Here is a 24,114-nt window from a genome sequence, read left to right as displayed (position 1 = left end):
GTATCGGCGTTGCGCTTCGTCGGCCGCGCTCCGCGTCCTCCCCTCACCAGTCGTCGGCGGACTCCTCCCGCTTCTTCCACTCACGTCGCGGGTCCTCGCCGGTGAACCACGTCGCGATCCCGTCCGGGTCATCCTCGCGGAAGGCGCGCCGACGGCCCCACTCGACGGTCGCCTTCGCGAGCGTGATCGGGAGGAGGTACGGAAGGACGACGACCTCGACGCCGAACGCCTCGGCGAACTCGTCGAGCGCCCCGGGAGCGATGGCCGCCTCGACCACGAAGATGCCGAACGTGACCGCAGTCACCGTCACGATTCCGATCATGAAGTAGAAGAAGACGACGCGCTGTGCCGCCTCGACGACCATGTACGGCGACCGATCCTCGTACGCCTGCTCGGCGAGGAACTCGCGGCGAACCTCCGCGACTTGCGCGCCGCAGACGCCGAGCGCCGCCAGCCCGACGGCGGGCGTGAGATACGAGAGCGCGTCCCAGCCTACCGGGAGAAGCGGTACGAGCAGAAATACGAACACGCCCAGTGACCGGCGGACGACGCCGACGTTCCGGCGATATATCGGCGGCAGCCACGAGGCGAGCCGGATCGGTTCGGGGTCGTGCTCCCACACTTCGTCTCGTTCGGTGTCCTCGTCGTAGCCGGTGATGTAGAACGAGCGGTTAGACAGATCGATCGGCCGCTCGGCGAACATCGCGGCGCAGGCGTGGGCGATCACGAGGACCGCGACCTCGATCCAGTACACCGCGAGCAGCTCGCCGACGTTCCAGCCGAACGCGACGACGCCGGCGAGTGGCAGGAGGTTGGTCGCAACCACGAGCGCGAGGGCCGATCGGCCCTCCGCCGGAGGGCGAGCGGGGAACGCCATCTATCGGGTTCGTGGTCCCGAGAGCAATAAAAACACGCGGAGCGCCGCGAGCGCGACCGACCCGGTCGCTTTTGTCCGCCCGTCGGAACACTCGCGTATGCCCGCCGACCTACAGGAGAAGACGGACCGCTACGAGCGGATGCTCGCGGACGCGCTGGCGGTCGCGGAGCCGCGGCCGCCGGCCGACACCCCGCTCGGCGAGGCCGCCGCGGACGTGACCGAGATGGCCGAGTCGTACCTCGACGACGGCCGCCATTTCCGCGAGGACGGCGACCCAGTGAACGCGCTCGCCTCCTACTCGTACGGCTACGGGTGGCTCGACGCCGGGGTCCGGCTCGGCCTGTTCGCGGTCCCGGACGACACCGAACTGTTCACGACCTGACTCGGTCGCGGCCGGTTCGCTCTCCCCGTTCCGGGTCGCCGCGAGGGACGCGTTTATGCGGTGACGGTCGCCACAGACGGCATGGAGGAACTCGCGGACCTGACCGAGCGGCTCGTCTCGATCCCCTCGCACGAGGACGAGACGGCCGCCGGCGACGCCATCGAGGAGTGGCTGCGCGCGGAGACGGACGCGACCGTCGAGCGCGACGACGCGGGCAACGTCCTCGCGTTCGCGGGCGCGACCGACGACCCCGACGCCGACTCGCTCGCCCTGATCGGCCACCACGACGTGGTCCCGCCCGCGGAAGCACAGACGACGGGCGACGGACTCGACGGCGAGTACGTCGTCGAGCGCCGCGACGGGCGGATCTACGGCCGCGGCACCGCCGACATGAAGGGGTCGGTCGCGGCCGCGATGTGCGCGTTCCGGGACGCGACGCTCCCCGCGGGCCGCGAGCTGATATTCGCCTCGTTCGTCGGTGAGGAGGTCGGCGGCGAGGGGGCGCGACACGCGATCGACGCGGGGTTCGCGCCGGACCGAGCGGTCGTCGCCGAGGGGTCGACGGACTACTCGAGGCCGGGCGTGACCGACGTGGTCGTCGCCCATCGCGGCCGCCGCGGGTCGCGGCTCGTCGCGCGCGGCGAGGCCGCTCACGCCTCGGAGCCGGAGGCCGGCGAGAACGCGATTTACCGCGCCTGCGACGCGATCGACGCGGTACGCGGACTCGACGCGCCGCGGGCGACGGTCCTCGGGAACGAGGTGTCCGGGTCGCTCGCGGTCACCATCGTCGAGGGCGGCGACACGTGGAACGTGATCCCGGAGCGCTGCGAGGCGACGGTCGACGAGCGCACGGTCCCCGGCGACCGGGCCGACCTCGCGGGCGTCGCCGACGCGACGCCCGGCGTCGAACTCGTCGTCGACCAGGACCTGCCGCCGATGGCCTGCGGCGACCCGGCGTTCGCGGACGCCGCGCTCGACGTCGCCCGCGCGGTCCACGACGACCTCGGCCTCGACGCCCCCGAACACGTCACGAAGCCGCACGCGACCGACGCGGGGTGGCTCGCCGAGGCCGGCACCGACTGCCTCGTCTGCGGGGCCTCGGAGCCGGGCGAGGCGCACACCGACACCGAGAGCGCGAGCCTCGACGCCCTCGACCGCTGTTACCGGATCTACTCGGGGATCGCCGAGCGGAAGCCGTAGCGCGCGGAGTGGGTGCCGTAGCGCGCGGGGCGGAAGCCGTAGCGCGCGGAGTGGGTGCCGTAGCGCGCGGGGCGGAAGCCGTAGCGCGCGGGGCGGGAACCTGGTGGCGGTCGCGCGGCCGGCGAGCGCCACAGTATGGAAGGGGTTTTATGCGACCCGTGGGAAGTGTGCGCCACTATGGGAGACAAGTCGAAGGCTCAAAAGAAGCGTCTGGCGAAGGCGGAACGCCAGAACACCCGCGTCCCCGCGTGGGTCATGATGAAGACGGACATGAACGTGACGCGAAACCCCAAGCGGCGCAACTGGCGTCGGAACGACCTGGACGAATAGATGTCCACGAACGACTTCGAGGAGCGCGTCGTCACCGTCCCGCTCCGCGACGCCAAGGACAAGCCCGTCCAGCAGCGCGCCGACTACGCCATGAAGATCACGCGCCAGCACCTCGCGAAGCACTTCTCCGTCGACGAGGACGACGTGATCATCGACGGGTCCGTCAACGAGGCCGTCTGGACGAACGGGCGACAGAACCCGCCCAGCACGGTTCGGGTCCGCGCGGCTAGGTTCGTCGAGGACGGCGAACCGGTCGTCGAGGCCGAGCACGCGGAGTAACGTGTTACGGGCGACCTTCACCGGCTCGTCGTACGTGGGCGTGTTCGCCCGCGCCGTCGACGACCTCCTGTTGATCCGGCCGGACGTCGACGAGGCTCTCGCCGAGGACATCGGCGCTGAGCTCGGCGCGGAGCCGCTGCTCACGACCGTCGGCCGGTCCAACACGGTGGGCGCGCTCGCGACGGGCAACGAGAGCGGCGTCCTCGTCTCCTCGCGCGCGACCGAGCGCGAGAAGGACCGGATCGCGGACGTCGCCGGCGTCCCGGTGTACGAGCTGCCGGGCGAGATCAACGCCGCCGGGAACGTCGTCCTCGCGAACGACTACGGCGCGTACGTCCACCCGGACCTCTCGCGCGAGTCGATCCAGACGATCAAAGACGCCCTCGACGTCCCCGTCACCCGCGGCGACCTCGGCGGCGTCCGCACCGTCGGCACCGCGGCGGTCGCCAACAACACGGGGGTGCTCTGTCACCCCCAGTCGACCGAGTCCGAACTTCAGGCGGTCGAGGACGCGCTCGACGTACGGGCCGACCTCGGCACCGTCAACTACGGCGCGCCGCTCGTCGGCTCCGGTCTCGTCGCCACCGACGAGGGATACGTCGTCGGCGAGGACACGACCGGGCCGGAGCTGGGCCGGATCGAGGAGACGCTCGGCTTCATCGACTGATCCGTCCGCCGACGCCCGCCTTCGCCGCTCCTCTCATACATTTAATAGCCGCAGCGGAGTCGAGGGCGGTATGCCCGCTATCGAGTGCCGGAGCCTCACGAGGTACTACGGCGACGTGCGGGGGATCGAAGACGTCTCCTTCGCCGTCGAGGACGGCGAGGTGTTCGGCTTCCTCGGCCCGAACGGCGCGGGGAAGACGACCGCCATCCGGACGCTGCTCGGCTTCCTGTCGCCGACGAGCGGCGGCGCGACCCTCCTCGGCCACGACGCCGCCGACCCGGTCGCGTCGCGTCGCGCCCGCGAGCGCATCGGCTTCCTCCCCGGCGACCCCGGGCTCGACCGCGACCGCACCGCGGGGGCGTTCCTCGACCATCAGGCGGCGCTCCGCGGCGAGTCGAGCCGCGACCGACTCGTCGACCGGTTCGGCCTCGACGAGTCGCGGCGGATCGGCGACCTCTCGCGGGGGAACCGCCAGAAGGTGGCCCTGGTGGCGGCGTTCATGCACGATCCGGACCTGCTGTTGCTCGACGAGCCGACCTCCGGACTCGACCCGCTGCTCCAAGAGGAGTTCGCCGCCCTCGTCCGCGATCGCGTCGACGACGGGGCGAGCGTCCTCCTCTCTTCGCACGTCCTCGGCGAGGTGGCCGCGCTCTGCGACCGCGTCGGCGTCCTGCGCGAGGGCCACCTCGTCGCGGTCGAGTCCGTCTCGGACCTCCGGTCGCGGGGCGGCAAGCAGGTCCGCGTCCGCGTCGCCGAGGACGTCGCGCGCGCCGACTTCGAGCGCCGCGACGTGATGAACCTCCGCGTCGGCGAGACCGTCTCGTTCACGTGGACCGGCGAGTACGACGCGCTGATCGACCTCCTCTCCGGATACTCCGTGTTGGACCTCGACGTCGTCGACGCCCCGCTCGAAGCGGCGTTCATGACCTTCTACGACGGCGACGTGCCGGGACCGGCCGGGGGAGGGAACGGAGGTCGAAGCGCCGAGACGCGCGGCGGCGACGCGCCCGCGACCCCGGCTCCCGCGGACGCGACCGCGGACTCCGGAGGTGGGGACCGATGAGCGACCGCCCGGCCCCGTGGCTGGCGATCGCGCGGTACGACGCCGCCGGCCGCGCCCGCGGGTCGCTCGCGACGACGGGACTGCTCTCCGCGTTCCTCCTCCTCTTTTTGGCCTTCTTCCCGTCGTTGTCGACCGCGGGGGTCGACCTCGACGCGTACGTCGAGGCGTTCCCGCCGGCGTTTCAGGAGGCGTTCGGGATCATCGCCATCTCATCGATCGAGGGCTTTCTCGCGGTGGAGTTCTACCAGTTCGCGTGGCTGCTCTTGGTCGGACTCTACCTCGCCTACCTCGCGGGCGGAACGATCGCCGGCGACGTCGCCAGCGGCCGGATGGACCTCACCCTGTCCGCCCCGGTCGCCCGCCGGGACGTCGTCGTCGGCCGGTTTCTTGGACTGGTCCCGCTCGTCGCCCTGCTGAACCTCGTGCTGCCGGTCGTCGCGTACGTCGGCGTCCTCGCGGTCGGCGAGACGATCGCGGTCGAACGCCTGATCGCGGTCCACGCGCTCGCGGTGCCGTACCACCTCGCGTGCGTCGCGCTCGGCGTCGCCGTGTCGACGCTCGTCTCGCGCCCGGGGATCGCACAGCGGATCGCGCTCGGCGCGCTGTTCGGGCTGTTCATGTTCGAGTCCGTGGCCGCGAGCACCGACTTCGCGGGACTCGGCGACGTGAGTCCGACGGCCCACTACGACCCCTCGGCGGTCCTCGTGTTGGGCGAGTACGACGCGACCGGCGCGGCGACGCTGCTCGCGGCGACGGCCGTCCTCGTCGCGCTCGCCGTCGTCCGGTTCCGGCGTGCGGACCTCTCGGGGTGACGCGCTCCCTCGAAATTCCGTCGCCGTCAGTCCCGCTCCGTCCCGATCGGGGCGACGCCACGCCTGTCGCCTTTTAGGAAGATACTTCCCTGTCCCTGCCGGATCGAGGAACATGAGTACCTACACGGTGAGTGGACGGTTCCAGAGCCGGGACGGCTTCCAGCCGTTCACGAAGGACGTCGAGGCGGAGAACGAGGATCTCGCTCGCGAGCGGATCTACACGAACGTCGGGAGCCAGCACAACCGGAAGCGCACCCAGATCGAGATCGAGGAGGTGTCCGCGGCATGATGGGCGGCGGGCAACAGCAGCTCCAGCAGCTCTCCCAGGAGCTGCAGGCGCTCGACGAGGAGATCGAGGAGCTCGAAGGTGAGATCGCCGACCTCCGCGAGGAGCAGGCGGACATCGACGACGCGGTCGAGGCCATCGAGACGCTCGACACGGGCTCGACCGTTCAGGTCCCGCTCGGCGGCGGCGCGTACCTCCGCGCGGAGGTCCAGGACATCGACGAGGTCATCGTCTCGCTCGGCGGCAACTACTCCGCGGAGCAGGAGCAGGACGACGCCATCGACGTCCTCCGGAGCAAGCAGGAGGCGCTCGACGAGCGCATCGAGGAGACGCAGGCGGAGGTCGACGAGCTGGAGTCCGAGAGCGACGAGCTCGAACAGCAGGCCCAGCAGATGCAACAGCAGATGCAGCAACAGCAGATGCAGCAGATGGGACAGGCCCAGGAAGAAGACGGAGAGTAACGAGGACAGACCGTGTTCGACGGACTGAAAGACAAGCTCTCCGGCTTCCGAGAGGACGTCGAGGAGTCCGCGGAGGCCGAGGAAGCCCCTCCCGAGGCGGACGCGTCGAGCGAGAGCGACGCGGCAGACGAGCCCGACGCCCCGGCCGCCGATCCGGCCGAGGGCGCTGACCGCGCCGAGGCCGAGTCGGACGACGACTCGGGGTCCGACGACGAGCCGAGCACCTTCCAGCGCGCGAAGGCGTTCGCCACCGGTCGGATCATCATCGAGGAGGAGGACCTAGAGGAGCCGCTGTGGAACCTCGAGATGGCGCTGCTGGAGAGCGACGTGGAGATGAGCGTCGCCGAGCAGATTCTCGACTCCGTCCGCGAGAGCATGCTCGGCGAGTCGCGAAAGCAGGTCGACACGACCGGCGAACTCGTCGAGGCGGCGCTCCACGACGCCCTCGTCGACGTCATCGCGGTCGGGCAGTTCGACTTCGAGGAGCGGATCGCCGAGGCGGACAAGCCCGTCACCATCGTCTTCACCGGCGTCAACGGCGTCGGGAAGACGACGAGCATCGCGAAGCTCTCCGAGTGGCTCGCCGACCGCGGCTACTCCTCCGTGCTCGCGAACGGCGACACGTACCGCGCGGGCGCGAACGAGCAGATTCAGGAGCACGCCGACCGGCTCGGCCGCGACCTGATCAGCCACGATCAGGGCGGCGACCCGGCGGCGGTCATCTACGACGGCGTCGAGTACGCGGAGGCGAACGACGTCGACGTGGTCTTGGGCGATACTGCGGGCCGCCTCCACACGAGCGACGACCTGATGGCTCAGTTGGAGAAGATCGACCGCGTCGTCGATCCCGACATGACCATCTTCGTCGACGAGGCGGTCGCGGGCCAGGACGCGGTCAACCGAGCGAAGGAGTTCAACGACGCGGCCGCCATCGACGGGGCGATCCTCACGAAGGCGGACGCCGACTCCTCCGGCGGCGCGGCCATCTCGGTCGCGTACGTCACCGGCAAGCCGATCCTCTTCCTCGGCACCGGGCAGGGGTACGACGACCTCGCGCTGTTCGACCCCGAGGAGCTCGTCGAGAGCCTGCTCGACGAGGAGTGACTTCGGCGCGGCACGCGTTCCGCGCCTTTCCGATGCGAACGCCCCTAGCTACGCCACCGCGATCCGAGAGCGGAACTCCGCCTGTCCGCTCGCCGGGAGGTCCGTCGCCCGGAACAGCGCACCCGCGCCGTCCTGCTCTCGGGACCGGTTCCGGCTCCTCAGTCGTCACCGGGCCGTCCGGTCGCCCCTCCGCGCTCGCCGCCGGGGGTCGGCGACGCCGAGCGCGACTCGGCGCGGTCGACGATCTGGACCGCGGCGGCGACCGAGCCGACTCCGAGCGCGACGCCGACCGCGACGTCCGTGAGCCAGTGGATCCCGAGGTACATCGTCGAGAACACCACGGCGGCCGCGACGGCGGCGGCGACGGGCGTCCACCGCGGGTGGGTCCGTCGCGAGCGCCACGCGACGGCGAGGACGGCCACCGAAAGCGAGGTGTGGAGCGACGGGAACACGTTCGTGTTCGACGCGACCGCCGCGGTGAGGTCCTGCGTCTGCGGGTAGACGCTGTACATCAGTCCGGAGACCGTCTCCAAGTAGTTCCGCGGCCCGTACGAGATGAACAGCGTGTAACAGACGGTGCCGGCCGCGTAGTTCAGCATGTACGCGACGAGTAGTTCCTTCAGGTGCCGCCGGCCCCCGCCCGCCGAGAGGAAGTACGTCACCGGGGCGGCGACGAGGAGGAACGCGAACCCCGCCATGTAGCTCACCGTGAAGAACTCCAGCGTCGCGTCCGGGGTCAGGTCCTGGAGCGCTGCCACGAACCCGCCTTCCAGCGCGTACAGCTCGTCGGTGATGTTCCAGTCGAGCGCGCGCGAGAGCCGGAGTCGGTACCCCTGAGTGACCTGTTTGGCCGCGAGCAGCGCGAGCGCCGCTCCGAGGTACGGAGCGACCTCCCGGACGCGGTCGTCGGCGTCCGTCATCGCGCGAGTCATCTGTCGAGGCCCGATACAGAGGAGGGCCGTGACCGCCGTTCCGCCCGCGACGAGGAGGCCGGTGGCGGCGGTCACTTCGAGGAGCGCCATCGTCGTTTCACACTGTCGTCGCGACATATGAGTGACACGGTGTCGCGGCGCAGGACAGCGATATCCGCCGGTGGGTACGTGATCGCTTCCATCGACGACACGGCGCGGTCGTGGCCCGCGGCGACCGCAGAGTCGACGGTGAGGTCTCCCAGCCCAGCGTCTCGTCTCCGCCGCTCACCGCAACGCTACTGCCAGTGACTTCGATATAGCGATATACAATTTATTCGTTCAGTCTCAGACCGATCCGGTCCTTATGTATGCGACAGAAATAGACCGAGTTCGGCCGAACTACACTCCTAGTCGGTACACGTTCGCCTCGTAGGTCTCGCGCACCTGGTCGCCCCAGTTGTGCGTGTACGTGTCTATCACGTCGTCGGCGACGTCGCCGCGGAGGTACTTCACCACGCCGCGGTCCCCGGTCCGGTCCCGGAGATGGGTGGTGAAGAAGTGCCGGAAGTAGTGGGGCGTGACGTTCTCGTCGGCCCCGCCGCCGGTCCGGTACCAGCCCTCTTCCCGGGCGTACCGCTCGACGACGTGTCTGACCGCCTGCGGCTCCAAGCGCTCGCCCCACCCTTCCGCGGTGCCGACGAACAGCGGTTCGGCCGGGGAGGGGGAGTCCGGTCGGATCGCGAGCCAGCGCTTCAGGGTCCGACGCAGTTCGTCGTCGATCGGGATCACCGTCCCGCGCTTGCGTTTGTTCGCGGCCGTCCGCACCTCGCCGTTCAGCTCCTCGCCGACGGTCGCCTCCGAGGTCACGAACAGCGAGTCGGGCCGACCGGACAGCGCCGGGCGCTCGCCGAGGGGGTACGCCGCGTTGAGGTCCGGATCGGTGACCGCGACGTCCCGCAGATCGAGGTTACACAGCTCTCCGACCCGCATTCCGGTCTTCAGGAGTGTGACGAACAGCGCGCGGTGGAGGGGATGGCGGACCCTCGCGACGAACGACCGCATCGCCGGAATCGATACGTCGCGGCGGGCGGGGTCCTTGTCGACCGTCTCGTCCATCTCCTCGATCACCAGCGTCATCGGGTTCCCGTCGAACGCGCCGACCTCCGTCATGTACCCGTAAAACCGGTTGAGGTACGCCGCGTACGTGGCCACGGTGCTGTCGGCGACGTCCCCGCGGAGCGAGTGGACGAACGACATACAGTCGCGGTGCGTCGCCGATTCGGGGTCCGCGCCGTCGAGGAAGGACTCGAACCGGCGCAGGACGCGTTCGTACGCCTCTCGGGTCCGGTCGGTCTTCCCGTGGTACGTGAGGTCTTCGAGGAAGTACCCGATCGGGTCGTCGGGCTCGGGCGCGGAGCGCGCGCTACTCATCGGTCAACACGTACCCTCCGTCCCGGCCGCTGTACCGAACGCGGTCGCGCGCCTGGAGATCATCGAGCGTCGCCTCCAGTTCGTCCTCCACGTCGCCGACGACCGCCTCGACGAGCTCGTCCCACGATCGGGGGCCCGATTCGAGAACCGCGTGGACGCGTGTTTCGAGGTCGCGACCCCCGGGGTCGGACGGCTCGGAAGCGGGTCCCTCGTCTCCGGCCGACTCGTCCGGTGTGAACCCCTTGCGACCGGCCTGAACCATCGTCCTGACGAACTCGCTTAGTGACATGTCGAGTTCGTCAGCGTGGTCGCGCCACACGTCTTTTTGCTCCGCCGGCACGTACGTCTTCACCGACTGTCGATCCCCTCCCATCGTTCTCGGACGGGGGTTCTCCCGCCGCTCACTTCAAGGTATCCCAGGTTTCCAGATAAGTGACTTTATCTTCGCTTGTGGTCCCCTTATAGGATCGCTATTTAACGAATATACGCAAATATGTCTCGTTCGAAGGACAATATCTGTACCAGAATTACGGATAACTCGTATCGGGCGTGAGATCGACAGCGTTCACATCGGCGTGGGTCGTCCGGTCAGAACGGCCCCCACGTCCGCACTTGATCGGGAGGCGAACCCCCTCCGAGCGTGGCGGGGTTCGTCCGCCGTTCAGTGGCTCCCCGCCGCCGACGTGTCGTCTCGCGAAAGCGAAACGGAGTACCGTGGCCCAGCGCTGAAATCGGACTGGCGGCGCGATGACGTGTCGAACCCGTCTCAGCGCGTACTGATATAGCCCATCTCGCTATATTCTCTTCCGACTCAAACGCGGATCTCCGAGTCGGCGGCCTCGCGTTCGAGCGCCCGGAGGACCCGAGGCACGGACTCGTCCCTCTCGGCCGCGTTGCGCATGAGTACCGTCTCGCTGGGGAAGAGGTGTTCGCCGACCGAGAGCCCGTGTTCGCGGGCCGTTGAGCCGGTGACGGTGAGGTAGACGCCGAGACCGACGCGGGCGATAGCGGCCTCCTCCTCCTCGTTCGCGTCGGGATAGACGAACTCGACGCCGTCCAAGGCGTCCGTTCCCAACACGGCGGTGACGAGTCGTTCGTACCGCGGCGAGATACACAGCGGTCCCTCGTAGTCGGCGAGGTATTCACGGTCGAACGCCGCTCCCGGCGCTCGGTCGTCCTCGCGGCCCATCAGCGTGTGATAGACGGTATCGCCGAGTCCGGTCACGACCCGAACGTCGGTGTCGACCGGGTCAATGCGGTCGTTGATGTCGGAGATGTTCCCTAGGCCGGCCGCCCTGATCCCGACGACCTCCTCCAAGACGAGGTCCGCGGAGTCGAATCCCAGCGCGAACTCGTGGGTCCGCAGGGCGCGGAAGGGCTCCTCGCGACCGACGAGCTTCACCGTCACGTCGCCCAGATCGACCGTCGCGGCGTCGAAAACAATTCGGCGCGGCTTCCCGCTCCGATCGTCGCGCAGCAGCGTGAACTCCGGTTCCGCCGGCGTCTCGGGGTCCGAGTACTCGGCCAACCGCTCGTAGGGGCCGCCGTCGGCGTCGACCGCACCTTTCGTGACGGCCTTCTCGTAGCGGAGCGTGTTGCTCACGCTGTCCGCGAGCCGGTCAAGACGATCGTCGTCCGAAACGGCCGCGATCCGCTCTAAGACCGCTTCGAGCGGGCGTCCCTTTCGTGGGACGGCGACCGGAATCGGATCAGTCATTGACCGATCTGCGGCCGCGCGCGTAAAACGGGTTGCGTTTTCCGATTCGCCGAACGAACGGGTGAGAAAGCGGTCGATTCGGCGTCAGGTCCCGGGCTACGGGCCGAACGCTTCGTTCAGCCGACTGCGGAACTCGTCGAGCTCTTCGAGGTGTTCGTTGATCTCGTCCAACTCGGCGGCCACGTCGTCGAGGTCCTCGCCGAGCCGGTCCTCGATGTCGGTGAGGCGCGTGTCGACCTCCGCGAGGTCGTTCCACAGGTCGTCGAACTCGTCGTCGAACCGCCCGAGATCGGACTCGACATCCTCGACGCGGTCCTCGGCGGCGTCCGCGCGCCCGGCCGCGTCTTCGGCGGCCTCCTCCGCGCTCTCGGCGCGCTCCGCGGCCTTGTCGACCTCCTCGTACAGCGTCTCCACGTCGTCGCCCAGGTCGTCGACGGACTCCGCGACGGCTTCGGCTTCGCCCTCGACTCGGTCGACGTCTGTGCCGAGGTCGTCGATATCCGTGCCGAGGTCGTCGACCTCGGCCTCAACGGTCGAGACGGCGTCTCTGACCGATTCGACCGCCTCGTCGACCGACCCGACCTCTTCCTCGACGGCTCGAACGTCGTCTTCCACGTCCCGCACGTCCGCTTCGACGCCCCGAACATCGCCTTCGACAGCCTCAACGTCGCTCTCGACGCCGTCCACGCGCTCCTCGACCGAACCGACCGCGTCGGAGGCGGACGCGACCGCGGAGTCGACACGGGCGACGTCAGACTCGATCGCCTCGCGCTCCTCGTCGGCGTCGGCGAGGCGGTCGTCCAGCGCGGAGACCTCGGACTCGACGGCGTCGACCCGGTCGTCGATCCCGTCGAGGATCTCTCGGGCCGTGCCCTCGCCGTCGATGAACTCCGCGAGCGCGTCGGCGTACGCCTCGATGTCGGCGACGCTGGACTGGAGGCGGGCGATCCGCACGTCGACGCTGCGCGGTACGGACGCCTCGAACGCCTCCTCGATGACCTCGATGTCCTCCTCGTCGGCCGCGCCGGACCGGATCTCGGCCGCCAGCCCCGCCGCGAGGCCGCCTTCTCCGGGGAGCGTCGCGGCCGCGTCGGCCTCGTCCGCCGACTCATCGTCGTCGGCCTCTTTCCCGGCGACCGGTTCTTCCGCCCCCTCGTCGACCCCCTCGGCGGCGTCCACGTTCGGGTCTGTAACGGATTCTTCGTCCGTTTCCTCCGCGACGCCTTCGTCTGCGCCGTCGACGACCTCCTCGTCTGTCTCTTCGGCGGCGTTCGCGTCGGATTCGGTCTCCGGCTCGTCTTCGTCCGCGGACCCGAGCGGTGCGCCCTCGTGCGCGGTGACGGCGGCCGTCCCGCCTTGAGCGACGGGCCGCGGCTCTGGGGCATCCGCGCCGGCCTCAGACTCTTCAGACTCTTCGGTGTCTACGGACGGCTCCGACTCCTCATCGACGGGCTCTTGGTCGGCCACAGACGGCTCAGCGGCCTCTTCCGCGGGGTCTTCCGGCAGCAGGTCCTCGTCTTCCGCCATGCCGGGGAGCGTCGCTCGGTCGCCCGAGAGCACCTCTCTGACGGCGTCCGTGTCGCCGGCTCCGAGGACGTCCTCGATCTCCTCCCCGACGGGCACGTGCTCGATGACCGGCGTTCCGAGGAACCCGTCGAGGTCGGGGTCGTCGTCGCGGATCCCGAACACCGTCTCGACGGTCTCGTCGGGGTCTATCACCCGCTCGAACTCCACCCGGTGGTCCTTGTACGCCGTCCAGTTCTCGCTCTCGTACTCCGGATGGAACCCCACACGGTCCATCGGAAACGACTCCGGGATCCGGTCGACGATACGCACCCGTACGGGGTCCTCGCGGTGTGAAGAGAGGGTGTATCTCACCGCGGGCACGGGGAACGCGTCGTCCGTGAAGGATTTCTCGACGCGGATACCGTCCTCGTCGACGGTCGTGGCCGCCTCCGCCGTCCGTTCGCTCATACCCGCACGGTCCCGGAGCAGGGGCTTAAATTCCACGGGCCGCGTTTCGTGGTTGATAACCGAAACGTCGCGAAAACGGCCGCTTGACTCCGGATTACAGGTCGATCCGGTCGCCGATCTCCGCGATCTCCAGCCGGTTCGGCGACTCGTAGCTCCTGACGTGGTCGTGGAGCGCGGTCGGATCGGCGGTCAGCCCCTTCCACATGTCCCAATGGGTCGGCACCAGCCGGTCGAGTTCGAGACCGTTCGCGGCGGTTGCGACCTCGTTCTCGTCGCTGTACCACTTCGTCGGGACCGGTTCCCCGGTCTCCTTGTCCGGAATCGTGCCCTCGGAGCCGAACGCGAGGATGCCGAGGTCGATGTCGAACCGCTCCGCGAGCCCGGTGAACGAGTCCGACGGTTTGCTGTCGCCGGCGTGGAACACCGTCCCCGACTCGTGCTCGATCACGTAGCCGACCGGATGCGTGGCGTCGGCGTCCTGCGTCTCCACGACGTGAACGGTGAACTCGCCGATCCGCAGTTCGTCGCCCTCCCGAACCTCCGTGAAGGCGGCCTCGCTCACCGCGTACTCGTCAGTCCAGCACTCCTCCTCGCGCGCGACCGCGAGCGAGTCGTCGGGCGCGACGAAGTCGGCGTCCGTGTTCGCGAGGATCGGGGCCTGTGAGGGGCCGTGGACGTGGTCCGTGTGTTCGTGCGTGGCCAACACCGCGTCCGCGACGTCGACGTCGGCGGGGTCGAAGGGGATCGGGATCATCCGGATCGTCCGCGGCGGGTCGCCCGTCCCGACGTACGGGTCGATCCAGAGGACGGTCCCCTCGCTCCCCTTCACCGCGAAGCCGTTACAGCCCAGGTACCACAGCGCCACCGTGTCGGGGTCGGCGTCGGCCACCGCGCGCGGCAGCCAGTCGCCCCAGTCGGAGTCCACCATGGCCGTCGCTGCGTGACCGGCGAGGGTAATTATTCCGGAGTTCGGCGGATCGCACTTGCTTCTGTTGGTCAGGCGACGACGGATTTCTGTCTCGATCGCAACTAATAAATTGTATTTCGCTATACGGAATTTCGGGCGCGTTGCCCAAACAGACTCTCCGACGATTTCGCGGAAAACGAGCGCGACACGGGGTCTACTCGGTGACAGAACGCGAGCGAGAATTCGAGGCGGGGGACAGCGCCGCTACTGAGACGACAGCCGACCGGGCGTCCACTCGACGCCGTCGAGGTCGCGGTGGGTGAACGGGAGCGCGTCCTCGCCGCTGTAGCTCGCGACGAGGTGGCCGTCGCCCTCGAGGTAGTACTTGTAGGTGGTGAGTCCCTCCAGCCCGACCGGGCCGCGTGCGTGTATCTTCCCGGTGGAGATGCCGACTTCCGCGCCGAGCCCGTACCGGTAGCCGTCCGCGAAGCGCGTCGACGCGTTGTGGAAGACGCTCGCGGCGTCGACGCCGGTCATGAACCGCTCGGCCGTCGCCGGGTCCTCGGTGAGGATCGACTCGGTGTGTTTCGAGCCGTGGTCGTTGACGTGTTCGATCGCGGCGTAGGCGTCGTCGACCACCTTGATCGACAGTTCGAGGTCGCCGTACTCGGTGTCCCAGTCGTCGGCGGTCGCGGGGTCGACGTCGACGACCTCGCGGGTCCGCTCGTCGCCCCGCAGCTCGACGCCGGCCGCCTCGTAGCGCTCGACGAGGTCGGGGAGGAACGCGTCGGCGACCGACTCGTGGACGAGCAGCGTCTCGACCGCGTTACACACCGCGGGGTACTGGACCTTCGCGTCGAAGGCGACGTCTTCGGCCATCTCCAGATCGGCGTCCGCGTCGACGTACACGTGACAGATCCCCTCGGTGTGACCTAAGACCGGGATCTGCGTGTTCGACTGGATGTAGGAGACGAACTCCGAGGAGCCGCGCGGCATGACCAGGTCCACCCGGTCGTCGAGTTCGAGCAGGCGGTCGACCGCTTCGTGGGCCTCGATGAGCGCGGCCCAGCCGTCGGGGAGGTCCGCGGTCGCGTCCACGATCGCCTCGTAGAGGACGCGGTTCGACTCGCTGGCCTCGCTGCCGCCCTTGAGCACGACGGCGTTGCCGGACTTCAGCGCGAGCGCCGCGATCTGGACGAGGGCGTCCGGCCGCGACTCGAACACGGTCGCGACGACGCCGATCGGGACCGCGACCCGGTACAGCTCCAAGTCCTCGTCGAGCTCGCGGGCCGCGAGCGTCTCGCCGAGCGGGTCGTCCTGTGCGGCGACCGACTCGACCATCGACGCGATCGACTCGACCTTCGTCTCGTCGAGCTTCAGGCGGTCGACGAGGGCCTGCGTGTACTCGCCGTCCGCGAGCATCGCCTCCGCCTCCTCGACGTCGACCGCGTTGGCGTCGAGGATCTCGGCCTCGCGCTCGCGGATCGCGTCGGCGATCGACCGGAGCGCCTCGTTCCGGGTCGCCTCGTCGGCGTTCGCGAGCCGGAGCGCGGCGCGCTCCGCCCGGCGGGCCAGTTCGTCGGTGTCGGCTTCGAGGTCGGTCTCCCCGTGTGTCTCACTCATCGTCGTCACCCGTTTTCGGGACGAATAGCGTCCCCGTCGGCTTACCCGCTGCGATCCGCGCCAGCACGTCGCGCTCGGCGGAGCCGGCGATGATCGCGGGGATCCCGTTTCGGCTCACGTCGTGTGCGCCCTCGACCTTCGTGCGGATTCCGCCGAAGTCGGTCTCGGTGCCGCCGCCGACGATCTCCCGGAGCCGGTCGTAGCCGTCGTCGACCGCCTCGATCAGCGCCGCGTCCGGGTCCCGCTTCGGGTTCCCGGTGTACACGCCGTCGACGTCCGTAAGCGTCACGAGCAGGTCGGCGTCCAGCCCGAGCGCGACGGACGCCGACAGCATGTCGTTGTCGCCGATCCGCAGCTCGTCGGTCGCCACCGCGTCGTTCTCGTTGACGACGGGGACGACCCCCCACGACAGCAGCGTTTCGACGGTGTTCGTGAAGTTGTCGAACCGCTCGGGGGCGTCGAGGTCGGTCCCCGTCACCAGTATCTGGGCGACGTCCTGGTCGAACCGCTCGAAGCTCTGCGTGTAGTGCCGCATCAGGAGTCCCTGGCCGACCGTCGAGAGCGCCTGATTCTCGACGATCGAATCGACGTCGTCCCGCGACTCCGGCCCCTCGTCGAGCCGGCCGGTGCCGGCTCCGACCGCGCCCGACGAGACCAACACGACCTCCGTGCCGCGCTCACGGAGGTCCATCACGTCGGCGACGAGCTTGTCGAGCTTCACGCGGTCGAGCCGCGAGTCCTCGTCGGTCAGCGAGTTCGTCCCGGCCTTGACGATCACGCGGTCGGCCGCGGCCGCCCGCTCTCGCGCGGCCGCGACGCGCTCGGCGTCGGCGGCCGCGACCGACGCCTCATCGGCCGCGTCCGCGTGCCCGACGCCCGCGTCCTCAGGCATCGTCGAACGCCTCCGCGAGCTCGCGGGACCGGCGCTCGGCGGCCGCGACGGCGTCTTCGACCGCCGCGTCCGCGTCGCTGTCCCACAGCACGTCCATCCCCTCTATCGTCGTCCCGTTCGGCGAGCAGACCGCGTCGATGAGTTCGTCGACGCTGCGGTCGTCCCGCAGTACGGTCTCGGCGGCCCCCTTGAACGTCTGGGCGGCCAGCGTCTCGGCCTGTTCGGGATCCAGCCCGCCGTCGACCCCGCCCTGTTTCATCGCCTCGATCAGGTAGAAGGCGAAGGCGGGGCCGCTGCCGTTGACCGCCGTCGAGACGTGCATCAGCGACTCGTCGACCTCGACGAACTCGCCGACCGCGTCGAGCACGGCGCGCACCTCGTCGGTGAGCCCCGCGTTCGTCGCCGCCGCCGCCATGTTCCCCGTCTCGGCCGCGAGGTTGGGCATGATCCGGACGACGGACGCGTCGGTCCGCTCGTCGACGAACCCGCGCGGGAGGCCCGCGGCCAGCGTGACGAGCTGTTGGCCGTCTCGGAGGTTGAGCTCGTCGAGCACCGCCGGCGCGACATCCGGCTTCACCGCGAGGACGACGACGTCGGCCTCGCGCGCGGCCGCCACGTCCTCGCTCGTCTCGTCGACGACGTCGTCGATCGCGGCGAGCGCCTCGGGGTCGAGGTCGATCGCCGTGAGGTGATACCCCCCAGCGCGGGCGAGCCCCCTCAGGAGGGCGCTCCCCATGTTGCCGCAGCCGATAACACTTATTCGGGTCATTTGGCTCTACGGAATCAACGGGCGGACATACCAACTGCGGTTTTCGCAAGATTGCCGGCTCAGGGATCCCGTCGAAATACACCCGCACCAACAAATCGTCGCTCTCGATAGTTCAGTACGGGAAAGCAGCCACTGAAATGAGGGATCTACCGGAATAGGGGCACGCCAGTAGTCGTGAATTATACGGTATTTACGGGAAGATTTTTGAATTATCCCGTACAATCGCGATATGCCATGTCAAAGTCGGCGGACGAACGGGGGCGAATTTATCTCCCGAAAGACGTCCGGGAGCGGTTCGGTGATCGGTATCGTATCGTCGAACTCCCGAGTCACGTCGCGCTCTTCCCGGTCGACGAGGACCCGCTGGAGGGACTCCAAGCCGCCGTCGGTGACGCCTTCGGAGAGACGGAAGCCGACGATCTGAAGGCGGACGCGCGTGAGGCGGTCTCTCGGGAGGTTCGGGAGGAGGCGGAAGCCCGATCGCGGGACGACGGGGAGTGACGCGTGTACGTCGAAACCGACTTTCTCACGGCGCTTTTGAAGGACGACGACTGGCTTCGGGAGGCCGCAATTCGCGCCCTCGAGGAGCGCGACGACATCCATACGTCGATACTCGCATACGCGGAGGTTCTGGTACTGTTCTACGACCGTGAGACTGCCGAATACGAGATCGACGCGCCGCGGGCGATCACGAATCTGCTCGAACTGGTTCCGATCGTACCGAAGGAACACGAGGACGCCGTTCTGGCCGCTGCGGCGTTCCTCGACGAGTACGAACTCACCCCGTTCGACGCGCTTCACGCCGGACTCGTCACGACCGGCGAAGAGCGCGTTCTTACGACCGAGCGGGACTACGACACCGTCGGCCTCAACCGTCTGCCGTTGGAATCCGCATATTCCGAGTGACTCCGTAGAGACGCCGCCCTATTCAGCGAAACGTCTCGTGCGATGCCGAATCAGACGGGGATGTACCGATTCCGAGATTCGGCATCGCACGGGGGCTGTTACGGGCTCAGGATTACAGCAGAGATATTTGCGAATGGGTTCTGCCTCGGTCTCATATTGTAACGTGTATGAATTCTACTCTACTATATCGAATCCAACTCGTCCTCGAACCGATAGACGGCTATGATCGCACCCATCGAGAGCGTGACCGTACAGACCATTCCCCAAGCGAACATCTCGTCGGGGTCGTCCCCCAGCAGCGCACCCACCGTAACCGCGACGAGCAGAATCGCAATCGTCACGATGCTGCTGACCACCCGGATGAATAGTTCTTCGTTCACCTCTCTTACTTACGAGTGAATACTGCCGATATTCAGACGAGATCCGCGTACAGGTCCCTGTAACGCTCGGCGATCGCCGAAAGCGAGAACGCCTCGCTGCGCTCGGCGGCGTTCGCGCCGAGTTCCGCCCGCCGGTCGGCGTCGCGGAGTTCGTCGATGGCCTCGACGAACCCCTCCACGTTGTCGCCGCGAGCGCGGTCGCCCCGCTCGCCGGCCCCGGCCTCCCGGTCGTCGCGGTCGCCCACCTTCAGGCACTCCTCGCCGTCCGCCAGCCACGAGAACGTCTCGATGTCGCGGACGACGACCGGCTTTTCGGCCGCCATCGCCTCCAGCAGCGCGATCCCCTCGTTCTCCTCGTGCGTGGGGAAACAGAACACGTCGCCCGCGGCGTACGCGCCCCGGATGTCGTCGATGAAGCCCGTGAACGTACAGTTCGACGGGGCCTCGTCGATGAGCCGCGTGGTGTCTCTGCCCTTCAGCGACCGGTCTATCGGGCCGAACCAGACGAAGTCCACGTCGGGCATCCGGTGGGCCGTCTCGACGAACGTCTCTAGCCCCTTCCGCTTGATCACGTGACCGACGAGGAACACCGTCGGCGGGGACAGGTCGTAGCGCTCGCGGTACTCGGCTTCGAGCGACTCGAAGCCGTCCAGCTTCTCGCGGTCGACGCCGTTGGAGACCACCGCCGTCGGCACGTCCGTATACCCGCGGATCAGGTCTCGGTTGTACTCGGAGGGGCAGACGAGCAGGTCGGCGAGCCCGTACGCGCGCCGGAGGTACGGCTTGAGCGGTCGCGCGAGCGCGTTGGTGAACCGGAAGCTGTCGCCGAAGTCCTCGGCGGTGACGTGGGTGTGCGCGACCACGGGGACGCCCGCCTGCCGGGCGCGGCGCGCGTGCCAGACCGAGCGCGGGCCCATCACGTTGAGATGGAGGACGTCGGCGTCGAGCGTCGGTTCCGTGGTGTACTCGATCTCGACGCGGTCGAGCATCTTCCGCTGGTGGTCGACGGAGGCGGCGATGCCGCCCGTGACGTGCTCTCCGAACTCGAAGTAGTGGCTAACCCTCATCGGTGTGACCGGGCGCGAGCGCGCGGACCGACCGCGCTCACTCGACTTCGAGCCACGGGACCTCCATCAGCGCGGGGATGTACGTCTCGATGTGGTGTTCCCAGACGCCCTCCTCGCCGAACGCCTCGCCGTGGTCGGCGGTGACGACCACGTCGCCGTCGAGCTCCTCGACGAGTTCCGCGACGCTCTCCAAGGCGATCCGGAGGTTCTCCTCGTACATCGACAGCGCGGTGACGCGCGTGCCGTCCGTCACGAGGTCCTTCGGGTCGAGTTCGAGCCACAGCCCCGCCTTCTGGGCGAACTCGCTGTCGTCCAGCCGGCTCTCGATCTTCGGCCGGACCGAGTCGCTCAGCGAGGAGAGCAGGCCGCCGTCGTCGTCGCTCCCGCCGTTCGCCTCCTCTTCCTCCTGTCGTTTGATCCCCTTCTGGATCTGTTTGAGCTTCTGTCCCTTCCCCCGCGAGAGGTATGGCGCGTGCGGCTGCATGTAGTGGAGGACGGTGCGGTCGGCGCGCTCGACGGCGTCCTGATTGCGGTGGAACGCGTCCGCGAGCCCCTCCGGCAGGACGGTTCCGAGGTCGTCGTCCCAGTCGGTCTTCCAGACGTCGTGGATGTCGCTGATGTGCTCGGAGGCGGTCCACTCGTAGTCGCAGCTCGCGCCCCACTTCAGCTCGTTCAGCGGGATCCCGAGGTCGTTGATGAAGGGGTTCCCGGAGAAGTACGCGATGTCGTGGTCGCCGGTGAACGTCCGGTAGGCCCACTCGGGCGTCGACGAGCCGACGCTCTTCCGCTTTTCGAGCGTCCCGTCGAGGTACTCGTCGTACACGTCCGCGAACACGTCGTACCGGCACGCGTCGAGCACCAGACAGTAGTCCCACTCCGACTCGAGGAACCGCTGATCTTCCATTGGGTGGGTCGTCGGCCCGCCGGTACGTATGTATTCCCATTCGGTCGCACACGGAACCCTGCCCCGAGGAGCGAGCCGACGCCGCGGCGGGCCGCCGGTCGGCGACGACCGACGCGGCGAGGGACCGCCCTCGGCGACGACCGGCGCGACGAGGTACCGCCACCCCTCGCCGACCGACGCGACGGGGGGCCGCCGGTCTGCGGACGCGAAGCAGACGTTTCAAGTTCGCTTCCGCGTCACGTCGCCTATGGAAGGCCCACAACGGCGCGCGCTGATCCTCGGGACGGTCGGCGCGGTCGTCCTCCTCGCGCTGCTGTTCGTCGTCGTCGGGGTCGATCGGGTCGTGGGCGCGCTCGCGGCCGCGGACCCGGTCCTCGTCGCCGCGACCGCCGCCCTCGGGCTCTGTTGGCTCGCCGCGTGGAGCCTCATGCTGCGCGCCGTGCTGGGCGCACTCGACGTCGGGATGTCGGTCCCGACCGCGTTCCTCGTGTACAGCGGTGCGGCCTTCGCGAACAACGTCACCCCGTTCGGGCAGGCGGGCGGGGAGCCGGTCGCCGCCGCGCTCATCTCGAAGGTCGCGGAGGCGCGCTACGAGACCGGACTCGTCGGGATCGCGAGCGTCGACGTGCTCAACGTCGTCCCCTCGGTGTCGCTCGTCTTCCTCGGTGTGGGATCGTACGCGGCCACCACGGCCGTCGGGGACCGCGTCACCGTCGCCGTCGCGAGCGCGGTCGCGCTGATCGCCGCGATCGTCACCGCGATCGCCCTCGTCTGGCGCTACCGCGTCGCGGTCGTCGACCGCGTCCCCGGCGCGATCGGGCCGTTCCTCGGCCGCTTCGACCGGTTCGACGCGGAGGCGGTCGAGGCCGGACTCGCGGACCGGCTGGGGAACTTCTTCGCGGACATCGAGCGCGTCGGGACCGACCGTCGACGGCTCGTCGGCATCGTCGCGCTCTCGCTCGTCGGGTGGCTGTTTCAGGCGGCCGCGCTCACGGTCGCGTTCGCCGCGGTCGGCCACCCGATCTCGCCGCTGATCCCCGTCTTCGTCGTCCCGCTCTCGTACGTGGCGGGCGCGACGCCGCTCCCCGGCGGTCTCGGCGGCATCGAGGCCGCGCTCGTCGGCCTGCTCGTACCCACGACCGGCGTCGCCGCCTCGGCGATCACCGCCGCGGTCTTGGTCTTCCGCGGCGCAGTGTACTGGCTGCCGATGGTCATCGGCGGCGCGTCGGCGTCGGCGCTGGGCGTCAAGGCGTTCGAGTAGGGCGGCTCCGTCGAACAGTTCGCGAGTGACTACCGGGCGCTCTGCCGGTTCGGCGGGGCGTTCTGATCGCTGTGCGGGGTACGGCCACGAGTCTCCGACGGCCCGTTTTTCATCGGTTTTATTCATGCCACACAGGTAGTGTATCTGTGAGTGTCCCCATATCCCGACGCGAATACCTCCGGATGGCCGGCGCAGTCGGAGTAGTCGGCCTCTCCGGGTGTTCACGCCTCGACGAAGCGGGGGTCGGAGCTGAGAGATCGGGTCCTTCCGGCGTCCCGATGTTCCGCTATAACCCCGCCCGGACGGGCGGACCGGCGGACACGAGCGGCCCGACTGACTCGGTCACCGAACGGTGGGTCGTCCGGGCTCCGGAGGGGATCGGATATTCGCTTGCGGTCTTCGATGACACCGTTTACGCCGGGAGCGACGACGGGACAGTTTCCGCTTTCGCCGCGAGTGGCGATTCCGAACGGTGGTCCGTCGAGGCCGACGGGCAGATCGGCTGGCCACCGGCGGTCGTCGGCGACACCGTCTACGTCGGCTGTGGCGGCGGAACGATCTGTGCGCTGGCCGCCGGCGACGGGACCGAGCGCTGGCGCTTCGAGACCGGCAAACGGGTGGCTCCGGCTCCGGCGGTCGTCGACGGCACCGTCTACGTCGGGGGTGTCGGAGACGGCGAGGGGCAGCTGTACGCGCTGGACGCCACCGACGGCACGGAGCGGTGGTCTTTCGAGACGGGGTTCAACGCCTACGCGTCGCCGGCGGTCGTCGACGGCACCGTGTACTTCGGCGGGAGCAGCGCCTACGCGCTCGACGCCGCTGACGGCACCGAACAGTGGACCCACGAGTTCAGCTATCTGGACAGCGCGACGCCGGCGGTGGCCGACGGCACGGTCTACCTCAACCACGGCAAAAGAAACTGGGCGCTGGACGCCGCCGACGGGACCGAGCGGTGGTCGTTCGAGCCGGAAGATTCCATGGACTCGGTCGGGACGGGACCGCCGGCGGTACTGGACGAGACCGTCTACATCGGAGGTCACGATACCGTTTACGCGCTCGCCGCGGACGAGGGGACAGAGGAGTGGTCGTTCGAGGTGGCCGACAGCGTCGGATCCTCGCCAGCAGTGACCGATGACGCGGTCTACCTCGGGGGGAACGACGGTACGGTCTACGCGCTCGCTACCGGTGACGGCACCGAACAGTGGCGCTTCGAGGCGAGTAGTTGGGTGTCGTCCGTAGTGGTCGTCGACGGGACCGTCTACGCCGGCACCGCCGACGGAGCCATTCACGCCCTCACCGGCGAGTGACCGTCCGTTCGAGGAGGAACACACGTACTGCTCCGCTGAACTTGCGATTCAACGTGTGAAACCAGCAACCGCCGAGTACTTCGGCGAAATTCGGCGGGCCGGGGGCGTCCGAGCGGGGCGAGGAGTCACGCGTCGAGCGACCGCTCCGAGCGGAGCAGGAATCCAGCGCCGAGCGCGTACGCCGCGCTCCCGGCCGTGAGCGCGACGACGAGCGCGACGACCGGGCCGATTCGGAGGCCTGTCAGCAGCTCTGCGCGCGGCGACAGCCCGACCGCGGACGGGCGCGGCACCGCGTACCCGCCGTCGCCGACCGCGTCGCCGCGGACGAGCGCCGCGAGCGGCGGGATCACGAAGATCCAGCAGGTCGCGAGGAAGGCGGCTCCCCAGCCCGCGAGGAGGCCGCCGCGACGACGGCCGGCGCGGGCCGCGAGACCGAGACCGACCGCGACGAGTCCGGCCCAGACGTGATACCGCCAAGCGGTCCGGATCGGCTCCCACGAGAGAACGACGAGGACCGACGCGACGGCGGCGGCGACCGCGGCGGCACCGAGCGTGCGGACGGAGGTCCGGTCCGTACCGAGGAGGAGGGCTTTCGAGGACACGG

At 68.9% G+C, this 24,114-nt stretch carries 28 protein-coding genes; 14 read left to right on the top strand and 14 right to left on the bottom strand.

Translation table 11 applies throughout. From position 1 onward, the window contains the following. Positions 1–43 precede the first annotated feature (43 nt). On the bottom strand, positions 44–877 hold the full coding sequence (locus tag C472_RS11065) for a DUF6498-containing protein (protein WP_006629924.1): 834 nt from the start codon (positions 875–877) through the stop codon (positions 44–46). A gap of 97 nt (positions 878–974) precedes the next feature. Here C472_RS11065 and C472_RS11060 point away from each other — a divergent pair, with 97 nt between their 5' ends. The 10 genes from C472_RS11060 (at position 975) to ftsY (ending at position 7,461) form a co-directional block, all read left to right on the top strand. Beyond that, a complete protein-coding gene (locus C472_RS11060) occupies positions 975–1,259 on the top strand; it encodes a DUF357 domain-containing protein (protein ID WP_006629923.1) in 285 nt (94 codons plus the stop codon). Positions 1,260–1,340: 81 nt separating this feature from the next. Next, on the top strand, positions 1,341–2,459 hold the full coding sequence (locus C472_RS11055) for a M20 family metallopeptidase (RefSeq protein ID WP_006629922.1): 1,119 nt from the start codon (positions 1,341–1,343) through the stop codon (positions 2,457–2,459). 177 nt (positions 2,460–2,636) lie between these two features. Continuing rightward, positions 2,637–2,789, top strand: coding sequence for a 50S ribosomal protein L39e (locus tag C472_RS11050; RefSeq protein ID WP_004050128.1), 153 nt, complete (start codon positions 2,637–2,639; stop codon positions 2,787–2,789). Then, positions 2,790–3,068 carry a 50S ribosomal protein L31e gene (locus tag C472_RS11045; protein WP_006629921.1) on the top strand — a complete coding sequence of 93 codons (279 nt, stop codon included), beginning with the start codon at positions 2,790–2,792 and terminating at the stop codon, positions 3,066–3,068. It abuts the gene before it with no gap. Position 3,069: 1 nt separating this feature from the next. Continuing rightward, entirely contained in the window at positions 3,070–3,735 is a 666-nt protein-coding gene (locus C472_RS11040; protein ID WP_006629920.1) for a translation initiation factor IF-6, read from the top strand. A gap of 70 nt (positions 3,736–3,805) precedes the next feature. Beyond that, the gene (locus tag C472_RS11035) at positions 3,806–4,798 is read left to right on the top strand and encodes an ABC transporter ATP-binding protein (RefSeq protein ID WP_006629919.1); all 993 of its coding nucleotides are present in this window, start codon (positions 3,806–3,808) and stop codon (positions 4,796–4,798) included. Continuing rightward, positions 4,795–5,610, top strand: a complete 816-nt coding sequence (locus tag C472_RS11030) for an ABC transporter permease (protein WP_006629918.1) — start codon at positions 4,795–4,797, stop codon at positions 5,608–5,610. The genes C472_RS11035 and C472_RS11030 overlap by 4 nt, the downstream gene beginning before the upstream one ends. 112 nt (positions 5,611–5,722) lie before the next feature. Continuing rightward, positions 5,723–5,899, top strand: a complete 177-nt coding sequence (gene rpl18a / locus C472_RS11025) for a 50S ribosomal protein L18Ae (protein WP_006629917.1) — start codon at positions 5,723–5,725, stop codon at positions 5,897–5,899. After that, positions 5,899–6,357 carry a prefoldin subunit alpha gene (gene pfdA, locus C472_RS11020; RefSeq protein WP_006629916.1) on the top strand — a complete coding sequence of 153 codons (459 nt, stop codon included), beginning with the start codon at positions 5,899–5,901 and terminating at the stop codon, positions 6,355–6,357. The genes rpl18a and pfdA overlap by 1 nt, the downstream gene beginning before the upstream one ends. 12 nt (positions 6,358–6,369) lie before the next feature. Continuing rightward, positions 6,370–7,461 carry a signal recognition particle-docking protein FtsY gene (gene ftsY, locus C472_RS11015; protein WP_006629915.1) on the top strand — a complete coding sequence of 364 codons (1,092 nt, stop codon included), beginning with the start codon at positions 6,370–6,372 and terminating at the stop codon, positions 7,459–7,461. Positions 7,462–7,619: 158 nt separating this feature from the next. Here ftsY and C472_RS11010 read toward each other — a convergent pair whose 3' ends face one another. The 9 genes from C472_RS11010 to proC all read right to left on the bottom strand — a co-directional run bounded on the left by C472_RS11010 (position 7,620) and on the right by proC (position 17,685). Further along, entirely contained in the window at positions 7,620–8,483 is an 864-nt protein-coding gene (locus C472_RS11010; RefSeq protein ID WP_006629914.1) for a phosphatase PAP2 family protein, read from the bottom strand. 288 nt (positions 8,484–8,771) lie between these two features. Further along, positions 8,772–9,803, bottom strand: a complete 1,032-nt coding sequence (locus C472_RS11005) for a tyrosine-type recombinase/integrase (RefSeq protein WP_006629913.1) — start codon at positions 9,801–9,803, stop codon at positions 8,772–8,774. After that, positions 9,796–10,176: a DUF5805 domain-containing protein gene (locus C472_RS11000; RefSeq protein WP_049906540.1), complete on the bottom strand. Its 381-nt coding sequence runs from the start codon at positions 10,174–10,176 to the stop codon at positions 9,796–9,798. The genes C472_RS11005 and C472_RS11000 overlap by 8 nt, the downstream gene beginning before the upstream one ends. A 438-nt stretch (positions 10,177–10,614) precedes the next feature. Further along, positions 10,615–11,520 (bottom strand): hypothetical protein, encoded by a 906-nt coding sequence (locus tag C472_RS10995; RefSeq protein ID WP_006629911.1) that lies wholly within the window; start codon positions 11,518–11,520, stop codon positions 10,615–10,617. Positions 11,521–11,616: 96 nt separating this feature from the next. Then, on the bottom strand, positions 11,617–13,494 hold the full coding sequence (locus C472_RS10990) for a hypothetical protein (RefSeq protein WP_006629910.1): 1,878 nt from the start codon (positions 13,492–13,494) through the stop codon (positions 11,617–11,619). Between the two features lie 94 nt (positions 13,495–13,588). Next, entirely contained in the window at positions 13,589–14,422 is an 834-nt protein-coding gene (locus tag C472_RS10985; RefSeq protein ID WP_006629909.1) for an MBL fold metallo-hydrolase, read from the bottom strand. A gap of 243 nt (positions 14,423–14,665) precedes the next feature. Continuing rightward, entirely contained in the window at positions 14,666–16,024 is a 1,359-nt protein-coding gene (locus C472_RS10980) for a glutamate-5-semialdehyde dehydrogenase (protein WP_049906538.1), read from the bottom strand. After that, positions 16,017–16,916: a glutamate 5-kinase gene (gene proB, locus C472_RS10975; protein WP_006629907.1), complete on the bottom strand. Its 900-nt coding sequence runs from the start codon at positions 16,914–16,916 to the stop codon at positions 16,017–16,019. The genes C472_RS10980 and proB overlap by 8 nt, the downstream gene beginning before the upstream one ends. Beyond that, positions 16,909–17,685, bottom strand: coding sequence for a pyrroline-5-carboxylate reductase (gene proC, locus C472_RS10970; protein WP_082238253.1), 777 nt, complete (start codon positions 17,683–17,685; stop codon positions 16,909–16,911). Before proC ends, proB begins: the two co-directional genes overlap by 8 nt. Positions 17,686–17,919: 234 nt before the next feature. Here proC and C472_RS10965 point away from each other — a divergent pair, with 234 nt between their 5' ends. Next, entirely contained in the window at positions 17,920–18,186 is a 267-nt protein-coding gene (locus tag C472_RS10965; RefSeq protein WP_006629905.1) for an AbrB/MazE/SpoVT family DNA-binding domain-containing protein, read from the top strand. Positions 18,187–18,189: 3 nt separating this feature from the next. After that, the gene (locus C472_RS10960) at positions 18,190–18,591 is read left to right on the top strand and encodes a PIN domain-containing protein (RefSeq protein ID WP_006629904.1); all 402 of its coding nucleotides are present in this window, start codon (positions 18,190–18,192) and stop codon (positions 18,589–18,591) included. 182 nt (positions 18,592–18,773) lie between these two features. On the opposite strand, the gene C472_RS10955 is transcribed toward C472_RS10960, so the two are convergent. Genes C472_RS10955 through C472_RS10945 form a run of 3 tightly spaced genes read right to left on the bottom strand, consistent with a single transcriptional unit; the run spans position 18,774 to position 20,942 of the window. After that, the gene (locus C472_RS10955) at positions 18,774–18,971 is read right to left on the bottom strand and encodes a hypothetical protein (protein WP_006629903.1); all 198 of its coding nucleotides are present in this window, start codon (positions 18,969–18,971) and stop codon (positions 18,774–18,776) included. Positions 18,972–19,003: 32 nt separating this feature from the next. After that, positions 19,004–20,038 (bottom strand): glycosyltransferase family 4 protein, encoded by a 1,035-nt coding sequence (locus C472_RS10950; RefSeq protein ID WP_006629902.1) that lies wholly within the window; start codon positions 20,036–20,038, stop codon positions 19,004–19,006. A 37-nt stretch (positions 20,039–20,075) separates the two neighbouring features. Next, complete coding sequence (locus C472_RS10945; RefSeq protein ID WP_006629901.1) at positions 20,076–20,942, bottom strand: hypothetical protein; 867 nt, start codon at positions 20,940–20,942, stop codon at positions 20,076–20,078. Between the two features lie 247 nt (positions 20,943–21,189). Between C472_RS10945 and C472_RS10940 the strand changes: the two genes are divergently transcribed. Then, positions 21,190–22,203, top strand: coding sequence for a lysylphosphatidylglycerol synthase transmembrane domain-containing protein (locus tag C472_RS10940; RefSeq protein ID WP_006629900.1), 1,014 nt, complete (start codon positions 21,190–21,192; stop codon positions 22,201–22,203). Positions 22,204–22,481: 278 nt separating this feature from the next. Further along, positions 22,482–23,510 carry an outer membrane protein assembly factor BamB family protein gene (locus tag C472_RS10935; protein ID WP_006629899.1) on the top strand — a complete coding sequence of 343 codons (1,029 nt, stop codon included), beginning with the start codon at positions 22,482–22,484 and terminating at the stop codon, positions 23,508–23,510. Positions 23,511–23,635: 125 nt separating this feature from the next. Here C472_RS10935 and C472_RS10930 read toward each other — a convergent pair whose 3' ends face one another. Then, positions 23,636–24,112, bottom strand: a complete 477-nt coding sequence (locus C472_RS10930; protein WP_006629898.1) for a hypothetical protein — start codon at positions 24,110–24,112, stop codon at positions 23,636–23,638. Positions 24,113–24,114 lie beyond the last annotated feature (2 nt).

Origin of the sequence: Halorubrum tebenquichense DSM 14210 (assembly GCF_000337415.1) — an archaeon.
GTDB lineage: Archaea > Halobacteriota > Halobacteria > Halobacteriales > Haloferacaceae > Halorubrum > Halorubrum tebenquichense.
Note: the sequence above shows the minus strand (reverse complement) of the source record. Positions and strands in the feature narration are given on the sequence as shown.

Excerpts from the sequence above, each read along its gene's own strand:
- C472_RS11000 (WP_049906540.1), bottom strand. The coding sequence starts at position 10,176 with ATGGGAGGGGATCGACAGTCGGTGAAGACGTACGTGCCGGCGGAGCAA.
- C472_RS11045 (WP_006629921.1), top strand. The coding sequence starts at position 2,790 with ATGTCCACGAACGACTTCGAGGAGCGCGTCGTCACCGTCCCGCTCCGC.
- C472_RS10995 (WP_006629911.1), bottom strand. The coding sequence starts at position 11,520 with ATGACTGATCCGATTCCGGTCGCCGTCCCACGAAAGGGACGCCCGCTC.
- C472_RS11035 (WP_006629919.1), top strand. The coding sequence starts at position 3,806 with ATGCCCGCTATCGAGTGCCGGAGCCTCACGAGGTACTACGGCGACGTG.
- C472_RS11060 (WP_006629923.1), top strand. The coding sequence starts at position 975 with ATGCCCGCCGACCTACAGGAGAAGACGGACCGCTACGAGCGGATGCTC.
- C472_RS11050 (WP_004050128.1), top strand. The coding sequence starts at position 2,637 with ATGGGAGACAAGTCGAAGGCTCAAAAGAAGCGTCTGGCGAAGGCGGAA.
- C472_RS10940 (WP_006629900.1), top strand. The coding sequence starts at position 21,190 with ATGGAAGGCCCACAACGGCGCGCGCTGATCCTCGGGACGGTCGGCGCG.
- C472_RS11055 (WP_006629922.1), top strand. The coding sequence starts at position 1,341 with ATGGAGGAACTCGCGGACCTGACCGAGCGGCTCGTCTCGATCCCCTCG.
- C472_RS10935 (WP_006629899.1), top strand. The coding sequence starts at position 22,482 with ATGTTCCGCTATAACCCCGCCCGGACGGGCGGACCGGCGGACACGAGC.
- C472_RS10945 (WP_006629901.1), bottom strand. The coding sequence starts at position 20,942 with ATGGAAGATCAGCGGTTCCTCGAGTCGGAGTGGGACTACTGTCTGGTG.
- C472_RS11010 (WP_006629914.1), bottom strand. The coding sequence starts at position 8,483 with ATGGCGCTCCTCGAAGTGACCGCCGCCACCGGCCTCCTCGTCGCGGGC.
- C472_RS10965 (WP_006629905.1), top strand. The coding sequence starts at position 17,920 with ATGTCAAAGTCGGCGGACGAACGGGGGCGAATTTATCTCCCGAAAGAC.
- C472_RS11030 (WP_006629918.1), top strand. The coding sequence starts at position 4,795 with ATGAGCGACCGCCCGGCCCCGTGGCTGGCGATCGCGCGGTACGACGCC.
- C472_RS11005 (WP_006629913.1), bottom strand. The coding sequence starts at position 9,803 with ATGAGTAGCGCGCGCTCCGCGCCCGAGCCCGACGACCCGATCGGGTAC.
- C472_RS10990 (WP_006629910.1), bottom strand. The coding sequence starts at position 13,494 with ATGAGCGAACGGACGGCGGAGGCGGCCACGACCGTCGACGAGGACGGT.
- C472_RS10950 (WP_006629902.1), bottom strand. The coding sequence starts at position 20,038 with ATGAGGGTTAGCCACTACTTCGAGTTCGGAGAGCACGTCACGGGCGGC.
- C472_RS10985 (WP_006629909.1), bottom strand. The coding sequence starts at position 14,422 with ATGGTGGACTCCGACTGGGGCGACTGGCTGCCGCGCGCGGTGGCCGAC.
- C472_RS11065 (WP_006629924.1), bottom strand. The coding sequence starts at position 877 with ATGGCGTTCCCCGCTCGCCCTCCGGCGGAGGGCCGATCGGCCCTCGCG.
- rpl18a (WP_006629917.1), top strand. The coding sequence starts at position 5,723 with ATGAGTACCTACACGGTGAGTGGACGGTTCCAGAGCCGGGACGGCTTC.
- proC (WP_082238253.1), bottom strand. The coding sequence starts at position 17,685 with ATGACCCGAATAAGTGTTATCGGCTGCGGCAACATGGGGAGCGCCCTC.
- C472_RS10980 (WP_049906538.1), bottom strand. The coding sequence starts at position 16,024 with ATGAGTGAGACACACGGGGAGACCGACCTCGAAGCCGACACCGACGAA.
- proB (WP_006629907.1), bottom strand. The coding sequence starts at position 16,916 with ATGCCTGAGGACGCGGGCGTCGGGCACGCGGACGCGGCCGATGAGGCG.
- pfdA (WP_006629916.1), top strand. The coding sequence starts at position 5,899 with ATGGGCGGCGGGCAACAGCAGCTCCAGCAGCTCTCCCAGGAGCTGCAG.